The 14,058-nt window shown below is 63.2% G+C and carries 18 protein-coding genes; 14 read left to right on the forward strand and 4 right to left on the reverse strand.

Going from position 1 to position 14,058, the window contains the following annotated elements; all coding sequences use genetic code 11:
* Positions 1 to 8: 8 nt before the first annotated feature.
* Both ACIQLI_RS10845 and ACIQLI_RS10850 read right to left on the reverse strand, forming a co-directional pair.
* Positions 9 to 635: an isochorismatase family protein gene (locus tag ACIQLI_RS10845; protein ID WP_400388009.1), complete on the reverse strand. Its 627-nt coding sequence runs from the start codon at positions 633 to 635 to the stop codon at positions 9 to 11.
* Positions 635 to 1,963 carry a nicotinate phosphoribosyltransferase gene (locus ACIQLI_RS10850; RefSeq protein WP_354228370.1) on the reverse strand — a complete coding sequence of 443 codons (1,329 nt, stop codon included), beginning with the start codon at positions 1,961 to 1,963 and terminating at the stop codon, positions 635 to 637. Before ACIQLI_RS10850 ends, ACIQLI_RS10845 begins: the two co-directional genes overlap by 1 nt.
* 37 nt (positions 1,964 to 2,000) lie before the next feature.
* Here ACIQLI_RS10850 and clpS point away from each other — a divergent pair, with 37 nt between their 5' ends.
* The 6 genes from clpS to rdgB all read left to right on the forward strand — a co-directional run bounded on the left by clpS (position 2,001) and on the right by rdgB (position 6,314).
* On the forward strand, positions 2,001 to 2,363 hold the full coding sequence (clpS, locus tag ACIQLI_RS10855; RefSeq protein ID WP_400388012.1) for an ATP-dependent Clp protease adapter ClpS: 363 nt from the start codon (positions 2,001 to 2,003) through the stop codon (positions 2,361 to 2,363).
* On the forward strand, positions 2,356 to 2,922 hold the full coding sequence (locus ACIQLI_RS10860) for a DUF2017 domain-containing protein (protein WP_089595515.1): 567 nt from the start codon (positions 2,356 to 2,358) through the stop codon (positions 2,920 to 2,922). The genes clpS and ACIQLI_RS10860 overlap by 8 nt, the downstream gene beginning before the upstream one ends.
* A gap of 102 nt (positions 2,923 to 3,024) precedes the next feature.
* Positions 3,025 to 4,056, forward strand: coding sequence for a glutamate racemase (murI, locus tag ACIQLI_RS10865; RefSeq protein WP_400388015.1), 1,032 nt, complete (start codon positions 3,025 to 3,027; stop codon positions 4,054 to 4,056).
* Positions 4,053 to 4,850 (forward strand): MBL fold metallo-hydrolase, encoded by a 798-nt coding sequence (locus tag ACIQLI_RS10870; RefSeq protein WP_400388018.1) that lies wholly within the window; start codon positions 4,053 to 4,055, stop codon positions 4,848 to 4,850. The genes murI and ACIQLI_RS10870 overlap by 4 nt, the downstream gene beginning before the upstream one ends.
* A gap of 46 nt (positions 4,851 to 4,896) precedes the next feature.
* Positions 4,897 to 5,655, forward strand: coding sequence for a ribonuclease PH (rph, locus tag ACIQLI_RS10875; protein ID WP_011775233.1), 759 nt, complete (start codon positions 4,897 to 4,899; stop codon positions 5,653 to 5,655).
* On the forward strand, positions 5,652 to 6,314 hold the full coding sequence (gene rdgB / locus ACIQLI_RS10880) for an RdgB/HAM1 family non-canonical purine NTP pyrophosphatase (RefSeq protein ID WP_400388022.1): 663 nt from the start codon (positions 5,652 to 5,654) through the stop codon (positions 6,312 to 6,314). Before rph ends, rdgB begins: the two co-directional genes overlap by 4 nt.
* 66 nt (positions 6,315 to 6,380) lie before the next feature.
* Here rdgB and ACIQLI_RS10885 read toward each other — a convergent pair whose 3' ends face one another.
* Positions 6,381 to 7,142 carry a DedA family protein gene (locus ACIQLI_RS10885; RefSeq protein WP_198318480.1) on the reverse strand — a complete coding sequence of 254 codons (762 nt, stop codon included), beginning with the start codon at positions 7,140 to 7,142 and terminating at the stop codon, positions 6,381 to 6,383.
* A 129-nt stretch (positions 7,143 to 7,271) separates the two neighbouring features.
* On the opposite strand from ACIQLI_RS10885, the gene ACIQLI_RS10890 reads away from it, so the two are divergent.
* The 5 genes from ACIQLI_RS10890 (at position 7,272) to ACIQLI_RS10910 (ending at position 11,016) form a co-directional block, all read left to right on the forward strand.
* Positions 7,272 to 7,673 (forward strand): GntR family transcriptional regulator, encoded by a 402-nt coding sequence (locus ACIQLI_RS10890; RefSeq protein ID WP_354228380.1) that lies wholly within the window; start codon positions 7,272 to 7,274, stop codon positions 7,671 to 7,673.
* Positions 7,670 to 8,602, forward strand: a complete 933-nt coding sequence (locus tag ACIQLI_RS10895) for an ABC transporter ATP-binding protein (RefSeq protein WP_400388025.1) — start codon at positions 7,670 to 7,672, stop codon at positions 8,600 to 8,602. The genes ACIQLI_RS10890 and ACIQLI_RS10895 overlap by 4 nt, the downstream gene beginning before the upstream one ends.
* Positions 8,599 to 9,285: a hypothetical protein gene (locus tag ACIQLI_RS10900; protein WP_354228384.1), complete on the forward strand. Its 687-nt coding sequence runs from the start codon at positions 8,599 to 8,601 to the stop codon at positions 9,283 to 9,285. Before ACIQLI_RS10895 ends, ACIQLI_RS10900 begins: the two co-directional genes overlap by 4 nt.
* Positions 9,286 to 9,381: 96 nt before the next feature.
* Positions 9,382 to 10,392, forward strand: coding sequence for an exonuclease domain-containing protein (locus tag ACIQLI_RS10905; RefSeq protein ID WP_400388028.1), 1,011 nt, complete (start codon positions 9,382 to 9,384; stop codon positions 10,390 to 10,392).
* Positions 10,393 to 10,458: 66 nt separating this feature from the next.
* Positions 10,459 to 11,016 carry a DUF4395 domain-containing protein gene (locus ACIQLI_RS10910; RefSeq protein WP_400388031.1) on the forward strand — a complete coding sequence of 186 codons (558 nt, stop codon included), beginning with the start codon at positions 10,459 to 10,461 and terminating at the stop codon, positions 11,014 to 11,016.
* A 6-nt stretch (positions 11,017 to 11,022) separates the two neighbouring features.
* Here ACIQLI_RS10910 and ACIQLI_RS10915 read toward each other — a convergent pair whose 3' ends face one another.
* Positions 11,023 to 12,093: an ADP-ribosylglycohydrolase family protein gene (locus ACIQLI_RS10915; RefSeq protein WP_400388034.1), complete on the reverse strand. Its 1,071-nt coding sequence runs from the start codon at positions 12,091 to 12,093 to the stop codon at positions 11,023 to 11,025.
* An 81-nt stretch (positions 12,094 to 12,174) separates the two neighbouring features.
* Between ACIQLI_RS10915 and ACIQLI_RS10920 the strand changes: the two genes are divergently transcribed.
* From ACIQLI_RS10920 to ACIQLI_RS10930, 3 genes are all read left to right on the forward strand, one after another.
* Positions 12,175 to 12,531 (forward strand): YidH family protein, encoded by a 357-nt coding sequence (locus ACIQLI_RS10920; protein ID WP_207593876.1) that lies wholly within the window; start codon positions 12,175 to 12,177, stop codon positions 12,529 to 12,531.
* A gap of 13 nt (positions 12,532 to 12,544) precedes the next feature.
* A complete protein-coding gene (locus ACIQLI_RS10925; RefSeq protein ID WP_400388038.1) occupies positions 12,545 to 12,895 on the forward strand; it encodes a DUF202 domain-containing protein in 351 nt (116 codons plus the stop codon).
* A gap of 179 nt (positions 12,896 to 13,074) precedes the next feature.
* Positions 13,075 to 14,025 (forward strand): aquaporin, encoded by a 951-nt coding sequence (locus ACIQLI_RS10930; protein ID WP_400388041.1) that lies wholly within the window; start codon positions 13,075 to 13,077, stop codon positions 14,023 to 14,025.
* The last annotated feature ends 33 nt before the right edge of the window (positions 14,026 to 14,058 follow it).

Below are 14,058 nucleotides of genomic sequence, written 5' to 3' on the forward strand. Positions count from 1 at the left end.
TGTCAGTTTCAGTCGCGTTCGACGTCGACGCCGGCTGCTTCCATTTCGTCCAGCGCATCGGTGAGGTCTTCGGCAATTCCGGCGGTAAGCCCGGCGATGACGGTGGTGTTGTAGCCGGCCTGCACGGCATCGAGCGCCGTTGACTTGACGCAGTAGTCGGTGGCGAGGCCCACCACCACGACGTCTTCGACGTCGTGGCTTTGCAGCCAGTCATCGAGGCCAATGGCATTCTCGTCGAGGACTTCGGCGACGGCGGCCCCGGCCTTCAGGTCTCCGGTAGGAACGTCGTCTTCCGGGGCGAGGACCCCTTCAAAGCCGGAGTAGGCCGCTGTGTACTGCCCTTTGCGGAAATAGGCCTGGATGTACTCGGGGTCCAGGTCTTCGTGAAGCTCCGCGCCTTTGGTCCGGGCACGGCAGTGCGGCGGCCAGGACTCCACCATGTCGGGGTCATCGGAGAAGTGGTCGCCCGGTTCGATGTGCCAATCCTGGGTGGCCACGATGTGGTCGAAGTGCTGCTGGTTGGCATCCACGTATTCGGTGATGGCGCCGGCGACGGCGGCACCACCTTCGACGGCCAGCGTGCCGCCCTCGCAGAAGTCGTTCTGGACATCGACGATGATCAGGGCGCGGGACATCAGTTCTCCTCGTAGACGGTGGGAATGGCGGCCTCGCCGCGCTGGAGGCGGTTGACGACGGCGGGCAGCTCGGCCATGGTGGCCGCGTGCTGTTCCTTGGCCCGAATGACGCCTTCCGGGCCGGTCCAGCCCGGCAGTACCTCGCCGTTCTTGACGAATTGGTGAAGCAGCACGCGGTCGTTGCCGTCGTCTTCGGGACGGTGTCCGATGCCCACGACCTCCTGGGTGGCGCGGCCCCGCTCATTGAGTTTGCGGAGGGCGTATTTGCGTCCGCCCACGCTGGCTTTGTTCTTGGCGGCTTTGGCCACGGAGATGAAATCACCGGAATCGTTGGTGCGGCTGACCAGTTTGTAGACCATGCTGGCAGTCGGGGCGCCCGAGCCTGTCACCAAGGAGGTGCCGACGCCGTAGGAGTCCACTGGGGCGGACTGCAGGGCGGCAATGGCGAACTCGTCGAGGTCCGAGGTCACCACAATCCTGGTGTTGACGTTGCCGAGGTCATCGAGCAACTGCCGTACCCACTGTGCCTGTGCAATCAGGTCTCCCGAATCGAGGCGCACGGCGCCGAGTTTGTCGCCGGCGAGTTCCACCGCAGTGCGCACCGCTGCCTCGACATCGTAGGTGTCCACCAACAATGAGGTCCCAGGTCCAAAGGCAGCGATCTGCGCTTCGAAGGCCTCCCGCTCGGTGTCGTGAAGGAGTGTGAAAGAGTGCGCCGCGGTGCCCACGGTCTTGATGCCGTAGCGTCGTCCGGCTTCCAGGTTGGAGGTGCTGGCGAAGCCGGCTATCACAGCGGCGCGTGCGGCCGCCGTCGCCGATTCCTCCTGGGTTCGCCGGGAGCCCATCTCGATGCAGGGGCGGGTGCCGGCGGCAGAGGTCATGCGTGAAGCGGCGGATGCAATGGCGCTGTCGTGGTTGAGGACGGACAGGATATAGGTCTCCAAGATGCAGGCTTCTGCGAAGGTGGATTCCACAATCAGGATGGGGGAGTTGGGGAAATAGGCGTCGCCTTCGGCGTAGCCCCAGATGTCGCCGCTGAACTTGTAGTCGGCCAGATAGTCCAGGGTTTCCTGGTTGACCACCTTGTTCTGCTCAAGGAATGCGAGCTCGGCGTCGCCGAAGTGGAAGTCGGCGATCCCCTCCAGCAGGCGGCCGGTGCCGCCCACCACGCCATAGCGTCGCCCGTCCGGCAGCCGCCGGGCGAAGGCTTCGAAGACCGAACGGCGATGCGCGGCGCCGGAATGCAAAGCGGCCTGCAGCATCGTCAGTTCGTAGTGGTCGGTGTACAAGGAAGTTGCGGGATGGTCCCAGGACGTGGCTCTACTCACGAATTCACTCTAGTGCGAGCCGCCATAGAATGGACAGATGAGCCCTAGCGTTGCGTATGGCACGGACATCGATGAGCGGACCAAAGCTGCAGAGCAGTCCGCCACCGATGTCCTGACAGCCCCTGATATCCCGTGGAACCTTGTGATCTGGAATGATCCCGTGAATCTGATGAGCTACGTGAGCTTCGTTTTCCAAAGTTATTTTGGCTATTCCGAGTCCAAAGCCCACAAGCTCATGATGGAGGTCCACAAAAAGGGTCGCTCCATCGTGGCCCACGGCAGCAAGGAACAAGTAGAGCAGCACGCGGTGGCCATGCACGGTTTTGGCCTGTGGGCCACTGTGGAGAAGGCTGCGAGCGGCAACGAAGCACCCGGAAAGGGCGGCCGCCAGCGTGGCTAAGGCATTCAAGTACGGACTCAAGGGCATCACCGGATTCCTCGAACCCGCCGAGCGCGACCTCCTGCGCGGATTGTTGGACGACGTCATTTCCATGCTGGAGCAGGACGTACGCCAGAACGAGGACCCGTTGGCGGCACTTATCGGGCTGGACATGGACGTCAAGCAGCCCAGCGACCGCGCCCTGCTGAGGCTTCTGCCCAACGTCATGAAGGACGACGACGGCGGCTCGCTGGAGTTCCGGCAGCTCACCGAACGCTCTGTGCGGGAAAACAAGATCGGCGCCCTCAGGGCTGCGGCCATGGGACTGGACAAAGACGAGCTGGTCCTGACCCCGGAAGACGCCACCCGGTGGTCCATGGCGCTGAACGATGTCCGCCTGGTCCTGGCCGAGCGCCTGGACATTCGGGACGAAGCGGACGCGGAACACATCCACAGCATGCAGGACTGGAGCCAGGCCGAGGACGTAGAGAGCTACCTGGCCTTGGTCTACAACTTCACTACGTGGCTGCAGGAGTCCTTGGTGCAGGCCATGATGGCCGCAAGGCAGGCGAAATCCTGATCCGGACGGCCGGGCCGGGCTCCCGCTTGTGACACATCAGACACGAGGCGGAGGCCACAGGTAATGGCCGCACACCAGGGGAAGCCTTATTCTCGAATAATTATGACTTCAGCAACGGGTTCACCAGACGGCGCCCTGGGCAGTGACGCCCCCATCAGCACGGGGGAACTCGTCGGGACGCGCCCGATCGGCATTTTCGACTCCGGAGTGGGTGGGTTGACCGTAGCGCGGTCCATCATCGATCAGCTCCCCAACGAGTCGATCCTCTACGTCGGTGACACAGCCAATGGCCCTTATGGTCCACTGCCCATTGCCGAGGTGCGTGCCAACGCCTTGGGCGTCATGGATGAATTGGTGGACTCGGGTGTCAAGTTGCTGACCATCGCCTGCAATTCGGCGTCGGCGGCCGTACTCCGGGACGCGAGGGAACGCTATACGGCCCGCTATGGCATCCCGGTCATTGAGGTGATCCAGCCTGCAGTGCGGCGGGCTGTCTCGGCTACGCGTTCAGGCCGGATCGGGGTCATCGGAACCTCAGCCACCGTGGGATCGCGTGCCTACGAGGACACTTTTGCGGCAGCGCCGGACCTCACCATCACATCCGTGGCATGCCCGGCGTTCGTGAACTTTGTGGAGGCCGGAATCACCACCGGCCCTGACTTGCTGGCCGCCGCCAACGAATATCTGGAACCGCTCAAGCACGCCGGCGTGGACACCGTGGTTCTGGGATGTACGCACTACCCGCTGCTGACCGGTGTCATCTCCTTCGTGATGGGTGAGGATGTCACCTTGGTGTCCAGCGCCGAGGAGACCGCCAAGGACGTTTATCGCGCCTTGGCCACCCATGGCATTCAGCGGACCGAGTCAACCACGCCAAGCCACGAGTTCATTGCCACCGGCGATGCCGCCCAGTTCGAAACTCTCGCCCGGCGCTTCTTGGGGCCTGAAGTACTCTCCGTGAAGCATGTGGACCATGTCGCCGCGCAGTACCCCACAGGCAGCCTGGCCCGCATCACGCCCGAGATGCTGGAAGCCGCGCGGTCAGGAGCGGGGTTGTCCCGTCGCTCGTATTTCGTAGAGCCGGACCGCGGCCTTACCGGCAGTGCGGCCACAACCCTGGGGCGTGGACTGTGAAGCTGACCATCGTGGGCTGCACCGGTTCCTTCCCCGGTCCCGGCTCTCCGGCGTCGTGCTATTTGGTGACGGCGCACGACGGCGAACGCGAGTGGAAGATCGTCATGGACCTCGGAAGTGGGGCACTGGGAGCGATCCAGCGGTATACCGATCTCGAAGACATCGACGCGATCTTCCTCACCCACCTACACCCGGACCATTGCATGGACCTCTGTGGACTCCACGTGGCTGTCCGGTGGAAGCCCGGCGGATGGGGACGGGACCGGTTGCCGGTGTGGGGGCCTGCTGCCACGGCGGACCGGATGGCCACGGCGTATGGCCTGGACCTGGATCCCGGCATGCACGAGGAATTCGACTTCACCCACTGGGCCGAGCGCCGGCCCGTCACTGTGGGTCCTTTCACCGTGACACCGTATGCCGTCAACCACCCGGTGGAAGAGGCGTATGCGCTGCGCGTGACGGCCACCGAGCCTGGCAAGGACGGCGTCCCCGTGACCAAGATCCTGACGTACTCCGGTGATACCGATTCGTGCCAGGGGCTTGAGGATGCAGCCAAAGGCTCGGATCTCTTCCTCTGTGAAGCAGCGTTTGAAGAAGGCCGGGACGACGACATCAAGGACGTCCACCTCACCGGCAAGCGCGCAGGCGAGGCAGCAACCAACGCGGCCGCCAAGAGACTGCTTCTCACCCACATTCCCGTGTGGACGTCCCAAACCAAGGTGCTGTCCGAAGCAAAACCAGTGTTTGCCGGTGATGTGGCCGTCGCCGTCGCTGGGGTCCACTACACGATCTAGCGCTAGCGGCGTCGGGAGGTGCCCCGGGCTTGGCTAAGCTTGAACCATGACTTCTGAAGCTACTGCCACACCCGTCATCCGCGCCGATGGCCGGACACCTGACCAACTGCGTCCCATCAGCATCACCCGCGGCTGGTCCAAGCAGGCCGAAGGTTCGGCACTGATCGAGTTCGGCAACACGCGGGTCCTGTGCACAGCTTCGCTGACCGAGGGTGTGCCGCGTTGGCTTAAGGGCGAAGGCCGCGGTTGGGTCACCGCGGAGTACGCCATGCTTCCCCGCGCGACGAACACCCGCTCGGACCGTGAGTCCGTCAAGGGCAAGATCGGCGGACGCACCCATGAGATTTCGCGCCTGATCGGCCGTTCCCTGCGCTCCATCATTGATACCAAGGCGCTCGGCGAGAACACGATCGTCCTGGACTGCGACGTCCTGCAGGCCGACGGCGGCACCCGCACAGCTGCTATCACCGGCGCCTACGTTGCCCTGGCAGAAGCCATCCGTTTCGCCCGCGAGAACAAGCTCATCGCCAGGAACGCTGAGCCGTTGGTGGACACCATCGCAGCCGTGTCCGTGGGGATCATCGACGGCGTACCCATGCTTGACCTTCCGTACGTGGAAGACGTCCGCGCTGAGACAGACATGAACGTGGTGGTGACCGGATCAGGGAAGTTTGTTGAAGTCCAGGGCACGGCAGAAGGCGCCCCCTTCGACCGCGATGAACTCAACGCACTGCTGGACCTCGCCTTGCTGGGCACCACGCAGTTGTCCGCCATCCAGCGCGAAACCCTGGCTGAGGCCCCGTGAGCGGCACAGCGCCAACTCAAGCGCCCCGGCTTGTCCTGGCAACCCACAACAAGGGCAAACTGAAGGAACTCCGTGAACTGCTGCGGGGCCAGGTTCCAGGGCTCGACGTCGATACCCAGGTGGTGGACGCCGCTGCGGCAGGTGCCCCGGATGTTGAGGAAACCGGTGTCACGTTTGCCGAGAACTCACTCCTCAAAGCCCGGGCCGTGGCTGAGGCGACGGGCCTGATAGCCATTGCCGATGATTCCGGGCTGGCCGTTGATGTCCTGGGCGGCGCTCCCGGTATCTTCTCGGCTCGATGGTCCGGAACCCACGGGGACGATGCCGCCAACCTGAACCTGCTCCTGGCCCAGCTCTCCGATGTTCCTGATTCGTTCAGGGGAGCAGCCTTCGTCTGTGCTGCTGCTTTGGCTGTGCCCGGTCCCGATGGCATCGCCCGCGAGACCGTGGAGTATGGCCAGCTGGAGGGCACGCTCCTGCGTGAACCCCGCGGCGAAGGTGGCTTCGGCTACGACCCCGTGCTGCAGCCGGCCGGGATGGACCGAAGCTGTGCCGAGCTGAGCTCTGCGGAGAAGAACGCCATCAGCCACCGCGGACAGGCATTCCGTGCTTTGCTTCCCGCAATTGTTGAAGCGTTGTCCGGGGCCGGTTCGAACTAGTTTCTTCTTAACGCAAAAGGCACCCCGCCATGCGGTGTGCCTTTTGTCGTACTCGCGCGGTGAGCCTCAGTGCTCGCCGTGCTTGCCGCCCTCGTGTTCCTCGATGAACTCTTCCACGGGGTCGGTGCCTGCTGCTGCCGCCTTGCGCTTGGCCACGAATCCACGGCCGATTTCAATGAAGATCGGGATGACCGAGATCAGGACGATGACAATGAAGATGATGTCAATGTTGTTTCCAACCCACTCGAACTGGCCAAGCCAGGCGCCGAGCAAGGTAACGCCGCCGCCCCAGAGGACGGCACCGATGACGTTGAAGAGGAAGAACTTGCGCTTATCCATCTGCGCAACGCCCACGATAACGGGCACGAAAGTGCGGATGATGGGAACGAAGCGAGCCAGGATCAAGGCCTTGCCACCGTGCTTTTCGAAGAACGCATGAGCGCTCTCCACATTTTCCTTCTTGAAAAGCCGTGAATCCGGCTTGTTGAAGATGGCCGGGCCGGCCTTCGATCCAATGAGATAGCCGGTCTGGTTACCGATGATGGCAGCCACGATGATCATGCCGCACATGGCCCAGAGGTTGAATTCGATGGCGCCGGTGGAAACCAGCAGCCCCGCCGTGAACAGCATCGAATCACCCGGCAGGAAGAAGCCCACCAAGAGGCCTGTTTCTGCAAAAACAATGGCGCAGACCAAGAGGACCACCCACGGTCCCAGCGGTGAGTCGCGGAGGAAGACGTCGGGGTTCAACCAGTCCGGCAGGAACGAAGCCATGGAGGGCTGCACCGGTCCCGCGCCCCCGAAAGTGGATACGGCAAGGTCGTTTATCGCAGAAAAGATCACCCATCAAGCCTACTTGACGGCCGTCGTCGAGATTTTCGGGGAAAACCTTGACTCTTGCTTCACTGCTTATATGGTTAGTTACATGAGTAATGAACCAGTGAGGCGGAGGTGCCCGTGATTGATGACACCAAGCCGATCTTCCTGCAGATCGCCGAACTCATCGAGAACGGAATTGTTGACGGCACCATGGCCGAGGAGTCCCAAGTGCCTTCCACCAATGAGTTTGCAGCTTTCCACCGCATCAACCCGGCAACCGCTGCCAAGGGCGTCAATGTCCTGGTGGATTCAGGAATTCTTTACAAACGCAGGGGGATAGGGATGTTTGTTGCAACAGGAGCCCGCGCCCGGTTGATCGCGCGCCGCACCGAAGAGTTTGTGGAGCAGTACGTCAAGCCGCTGGCACTGGAAGCCCGGAAGTTGGGGATTTCGGCCGAGCAGCTGAACACCATGATTGAACGCAGCTCCGGGCTTGCCCCGGAATCCGGGACAGACAAGGAAAGGAGCGCGGCCCTGTGAACGACACCATCGTCGAGGCCCGTAACCTGATCAAGCACTACAAAGACCTCAACGCGCTGGACAAGGTCAACCTGCGACTCTCCGCAAACCGTATCTACGGATTGCTCGGACGCAACGGCGCGGGCAAGACCACCTTGATGTCCATCCTGACCGCGCAGGCTTTCGCGACCTCAGGCGATGCCCTGGTTTTTGGGGCCAGCGCTTATGAGAACGAGGCCGTGCTGTCCCGGCTCTGCTTCATCCGGGAGTCACAGAAATACCCGGATGACTTCCAGCCCCGGCACGCTTTCCGATCCGCAGCCCTGTTTTACAAGAACTGGGACCAGGACTTCGCTGACCGGTTGGCCGAGGACTTCCAGCTCCCCGTCAAGCGTCGGATCAAGAAGCTCTCGCGCGGTCAGTTGTCCGCCGTCGGGGTGATCATCGGCCTGGCCTCACGAGCGGAACTGACGTTCTTCGACGAGCCTTACCTGGGGCTCGACGCCGTCGCCCGCCAGTTGTTCTACGACCGCCTGGTGGAGGACTACGCAGAACACCCGCGCACGATCATCCTGTCCTCGCACCTGATCGACGAGGTGGCCAACCTGCTGGAGCATGTGGTGGTCATCGACCGGGGCCGGATCATCATGGATGCAGATGCCGACGAGATCCGTGGTTCGGCCGTCACCGTTTCGGGATCAGCGGACAAGGTGGACGTCTTCTTGGCCGGCCGCAAGATCCTGCACCGCGAGACGTTGGGGTCCCTGGCATCTGTGACGGTGGATGAGGCACTCAGCAGCCGCGAGCGAACCGAAGCGCAGGAGTTGGGCCTCGAACTGTCGCCCGTTTCCCTGCAGCAATTGGTGGTCCGCAAGACCATGGCCGGGACAGGAGCAACGGGAACAAGTAGTGGAAACTTCGCCGATGACACGATGGAGGCAAGGCGATGAGCAGGACAGTAGCAGTTGCCCGGATGCAGCTGATCAATAAGTGGACGTACATCGGATGGCCGCTGACCATCCTCGCGGCTTCCTTCCTGATGTCGCTGGCCATCTTCGCCCTGATCCCGGTCCAGGAAGGCAAGTACGGCGGGGGAAGCCAGGCCCCCCTGTGGTACTTCCTGGTGTTGGGAATCCAAAGCATGACCTTGGTATTTCCCTTCTCCCAGGGCCTGAGCATCAGCCGCAAGGCGTTCTACCTGGGAACGTTGGGACTCTTTTCCCTCATTGCACTCGGAATGACAGGGTTGTACCTTCTGGGCGGCGTCATTGAAGCGGCCACCAACGGTTGGGGTGTCTACGGATACTTCTTCAAGATACCGTGGGTAACGGACGGGCCGTGGTTCTCCACCGCAGCGTTCTTCTTCGTAGTGATGATGTTCATGTTCATCATCGGATTCTGGTTCGCCACCATCTTCAAGCGCTGGGGGACAACCGGGACTTTGATCTCAACGCTCGGAACCGGGCTGGTCCTGATTGGCATCGTCGCGTTGTCCACGTTGCTTCAGTGGTGGGGAGTGATAGGGAACTGGTTCACCCAGCAGACGCCGCTCACCATCAGCGGATGGGCTGCCCTCCTGTGCGTCGTCCTCGCAGCAGGTTCCTACACAACCCTGCGCAGGGCCACTCCGTAGGCACCGAAATGTCGCGTTGACCACAATGCAGGCCGGAAGGGCCGCCCCACCGCGCAAATCGGATGGGGCGGCCTTTTTCGGCTGTAACCTTGTCCAGTGGCATTGGACTTTACGGCGATCGACTTTGAAACAGCCAACGGCTTCCGGGGGTCGCCGTGTTCGGTAGGCCTCAGCAAAGTCCGCGGTGGAGTTGTGGTGGAGGAAGCGTCCTGGCTGATGCGCCCGCCGGAGAATCACGATCACTTCGAGTTCCACAACACCCGCATCCACGGCATCCGCGCTGAGGACGTTGCCGGCCGCCCGCGGTTCGGTGAGCTCTTCCCGGAAATCGGCGCGTTCATAGGTGGCGACGTCCTGGCCGCGCACAACGCTGCTTTTGATCTCGGCGTCATTCGTTCCGGTCTTGAAGTATCAGGTCTTGCCGGACCGGCCTATGACTATGTCTGCACGGTGATGCTGTCCCGGCGCTGCTACTCGCTGGTGTCAAACTCCCTACCGTATGCCGCGGAAGAGGCCGGCGTGCCCTTGGTCAACCATCACGATGCCGCCGAGGACGCCCGGGCCTGTGCCGGTATCCTGGTGGACATCGCCCGGCGGAACAATGCCAACAGCATCGCCGAACTCTACCTTTCCCTGGGCCTTAACCTCCCCCAGCAGCCGGCATTCGATCCCGCGCAGGGCCTCTCCAAAGCGACCCTCTCTGCGCTCGCGGCCAAAACGGGAAGTGCTGCGGAGGGCGCTCTGGAACGAGCCATTGGCGGCCCCAGTGGATGGTCGGCCTGGCCTGAGGAAGGGCCCAACCCCTTGCCCAATCCCGCTGCCGAGCCAGGGCACCCTTTGTTCGGCCAGACCGTGGTTTTCACGGGTGATCTCGCGATCACGCGGCCGGAAGCCAAATCGAGGGCCGCGGACATGGGAGCCCGCCCCGAAAGCCGGGTGACGGCAAGGACCACCGTGCTCATAGTTGGCGATGGCTTCGTGGCAGGCGACCTGCGTGCCGGACGACTCACTGGCAAAGCCAAGCGGGTCCTGGAATTGCACGCCAAGGGCCAGCAGATCGAGGTCGTGTCCGAGGGCGAGTTCCTGCAAATGGTGGGCGGGGCCTGACCCGCAAACGGTCATACTGCGCAACAATGCTTCCCGCTGGAAGAGTTGCGCTCCTAGCCTTGGGGCATGACCAAGCCCTCACTTCCTCCAGCACCTGTTCGCCGGCAAGCCGATGTTCCTGTGCGTCCTGCGACTGGGGTTGCTTGGCGGGCTGTCTTCGCGTTTCCCAACCCCGTGAACGAATACGCCGCGCGCATCACGGCAGGGTTGGTAGTGGTCCTGGCTGTCGCAACCCTGCTGACCGGCTGGGGCTGGGGTTTGGTGGCTCTTGCCGCCGGCTTCTGGCTCCGCGTGCTGTTTGGTCCCCGGATCTCTCCGCTGGCGCTGCTCTCTGTCAAGGTCCTGGCACCACGGATCGGTCACGCCAAGCTGGTGGCCGGTCCGCCAAAGCGTTTCGCGCAAGGCATCGGCGCCGCGTTGACGAGTGCCGCCGTCGTGCTGTTCTTCATTGACTACCAGCCGGCCGCGTGGCTCCTTCTGGCGCTTCTGATCGTGGCGGCCTCCTTGGAAGCGTTCGTCGGGTTTTGCCTCGGCTGCGCGATCTTCGGCTTCCTGCAGCGCCGTGGCCTCATTCCGGACGATATTTGCGAGGCCTGCAACAACATCACGCTGCGCAGCACGTAATACCCGTCAGCCAGTGGTGACGGCGAGGAGCCTGCCCGCCATGCCGCGGATGACCCCGGGTGCTTCCAAAGCCTCAAGCCAGTCGCCCGGCAGGCATTCTTCGCCGTAGAAGGCGCCCAGGATGTTGCCCGCGATGGATCCGGTGGAGTCACTGTCGCCGTTGTGGTTGATGGCAACGGCGATTGCATTCCGGAAGTGGTCCGCCGGTGAGGTGCCGCTTGTGGCCAAAACGGAGTAGAGCCCGACGGCGAGTGCCTCCTCTGCGATCCAGCCCTCGCCGAGCGCTGCGGTCAGGTCTTCAGGGTTCAGGATGGTGGACTGCAGGGACAACTGCAAGGCCGCTGCCAGCCTTTCGCCGAGTTCCGGAGCCTTGGTGGGAACTCCGTTCACGTAGTCGAGTGCCTCGTTGGCAGCAGTGCGGACGTCGTGTCCGGCCACGAGGTGATGGATCAGCAGGCTGAATGCCGCTGCGCTGAGGCGGGCCGAGGGGTGCCCATGCGTCAGGGACGCGGCATCGGAGCTCAGCTTGTAGACAGCCTCCCGGGAGATGTGGGGAATCAGTCCGAAGGGGGCCGAGCGCATCACCGTACCGCATCCCTTGGAGTCGGGATTGACCGGGCGCGCCACCGTACCCATCTGGCCGGTTGCCAGGCCGCTCAGGCACGCGTTCCCCGGTGCGCGACGGTGCCGGAGCACGTCCTGGGCGTCGATCCACCGGGGCTGGGGTACGGGGGCGGAAGAGGCTACGGCGACGTCCTGGGTGTTGAGCCACCGCAGGTAGGCGAGCCACAGGCAGGCGATCTCGTCAGCTGCCACACCGTCGTTCGCCCATTCGAGTGCTTCAACCAGGCCATCAACGGTGTACAACGTCATCTGGGTGTCGTCGGAAAAGTGGCTCGCGTCCTTGAGTTGTCCAAAGCTGGTCAGTCCGGCGGCACCATAGTGCGCGCGGATCGCTGCGATGGAATCGAACTCCACGGCATAACCAAGGGAATCGCCCAGTGCTCCACCCAAAAGTGAGCCGTGGACACGGGATTCGAAGGACGGCGCAACGGGGGAGGAAGGTTCAACACTCATGCCAGTAACTTACCGTGCCCGCAAACGCCCGCTGGTATGGTGGGGAAGCTGCCCGGCACCGATGAACCCTGGAGGGACTGCGTGCGTGAACCTGCTTGGCGACGGACCGGCAAGACACCTGACTACAGGTTCTCGCTTGCCAACGAACGGACCTTCCTCGCGTGGATCCGCACCTCCCTGGCCCTGCTTGCCGGGGCGGTGGCTGTCGACCAGTTGGCCCCCAACATCGCGCCGACCCCCGTCAGGCTGGTCCTCTGCGTCTTGCTGGCCCTGGTTGGAGCGGGTTTGGCTGCCTTGTCCTACCGCAGGTGGGGGCAGATGGAAGCGGCCATGCGCAACGACCAAGCTCTTCCGTTCTCCCGCGTCATGATGTTCATGACCATCGTGGTGGCTCTGGCGGCCTTCGCCTTCGCGGTGCTGATCCTGGTGGCCCGGTGATGAAGGACATCCTGTGAGTGTGGACGTCCGTGATCCCGGCCTTCAACCGGAGCGCACAACCCTGGCATGGCGCCGGACCTTGATCTCCTTGGTGGTGGTTGACCTGTTTATTTGGCGGAGCTGGCTGACGTCCCAGCCATCCACCGCCAGCGTCGTCGCAGGGCTCCCGGGCCTTGACTACCAGGGCATCTGCGCCCTCATGGCGGCCGCCGCCACCATTGTCCTGGCCTCCGTGGTGTGGGTTCGCTCACGACAACTCCAGACCGGAAACAACGCTGCTTCCGCGCGTCTGGTGCTGGTTAGCACTGTGGCGGTGATGTGCCTTGGCGGTACGGCGATCGCGGCCATAGCACTGGGCGGCTAAGCTCGGAGGCAGGATTCAGCAACTGCCCAGACTCGGCTGGAACAATGCTCAAGGGCCATCGGCTTCCAGCCCGGCCTACCAACGCCTTTGGCGCGCCGGGCAGTCGTCAGCCGCACATTAAGGGCTTGCAGCACACTGCGGGGCCAGCATCCAGATCAACCGTAAGGACACCTTCAGACATGACCTCTCCTGTACAGGCCACACCCGACCACCAACCGGGGCTCACTGCCCGGTTGTCGGCTGAAGCTTTGGGATCGATGTTCATTGTGGTCGTGGCGGTGGGTGTCGGGATTTTCTCCAACCCCAGCGGGGCGCCCGTACCGGTGGCCCTCGCCGCAGGGCTCACTGTGACAGTGGCCATGCTGGCGTTCGGGCATGTGTCCGGTGGCCACTTCAACCCGGCCATCACGCTGGGCAACCTGGTTGCCGGCCGGATCCGGGCCGTAGCCGCCGTGGCCTACCTGGCGGCGCAGCTCATCGGCAGCGTTGTCGGTGCCGCGCTGATCTACTTTGTGGTCACCACGGTCCCCGTCCTGAAGGATGCCCGGGCGGCCTTCGATGTCGTGGCACCGGGCTACGGTGACCATGCTGCGGCCCAAACGCAGATGGCCGGCGTCCTGATGGTTGAAATCCTTGGTGCTGCCCTGCTTGTTGCAGTTTTCCTTGGGGCGACGGCCGGCCGCAGGGCGCTTCCTGCCTTGGCTCCCTTCGCTGTGGGCCTGGCCATGGTTGTGCTGCTTCAGTTCGGCCAGGTCCTGGGCAACCTGCCCTTCAACCCTGCGCGGGCAACGGCACAGGCATTCTTCAGCTCTTCCTGGGCCATCGAAGGACTGTGGCTCTTCTGGGTGGCACCGCTGTTGGGCGCGGCGCTGGCAGGGCTGGTCTTCCGTGGCTTCCAGGGGCTTGCGGAGGGCAACGGTGCCGGGTCAGCTGATCTCCAGGCCGCCCATGTTGACGGTGTCAATGACGCGTTCGACGCCGATCACGATCCCACGGAGGAAGCCACTGAAACCGGCAGTGCCAAGGCGCAGCAGGCTCCTGCGAAGGAGAACACCGTCAACCCGGCGCCTGTACCTGCTGCGGCCGCCGACGATGACGCCCGTGACTTCTTCGACGGCAAAAAGGGCTAGAAACCAGACAGGATCGACGGCGGTCGGCTGGCC

The sequence above is a fragment of the Paenarthrobacter sp. NPDC091669 genome, from assembly GCF_044756725.1.
In the GTDB taxonomy this organism is placed as follows: Bacteria; Actinomycetota; Actinomycetes; order Actinomycetales; family Micrococcaceae; genus Arthrobacter; species Arthrobacter bambusae_C.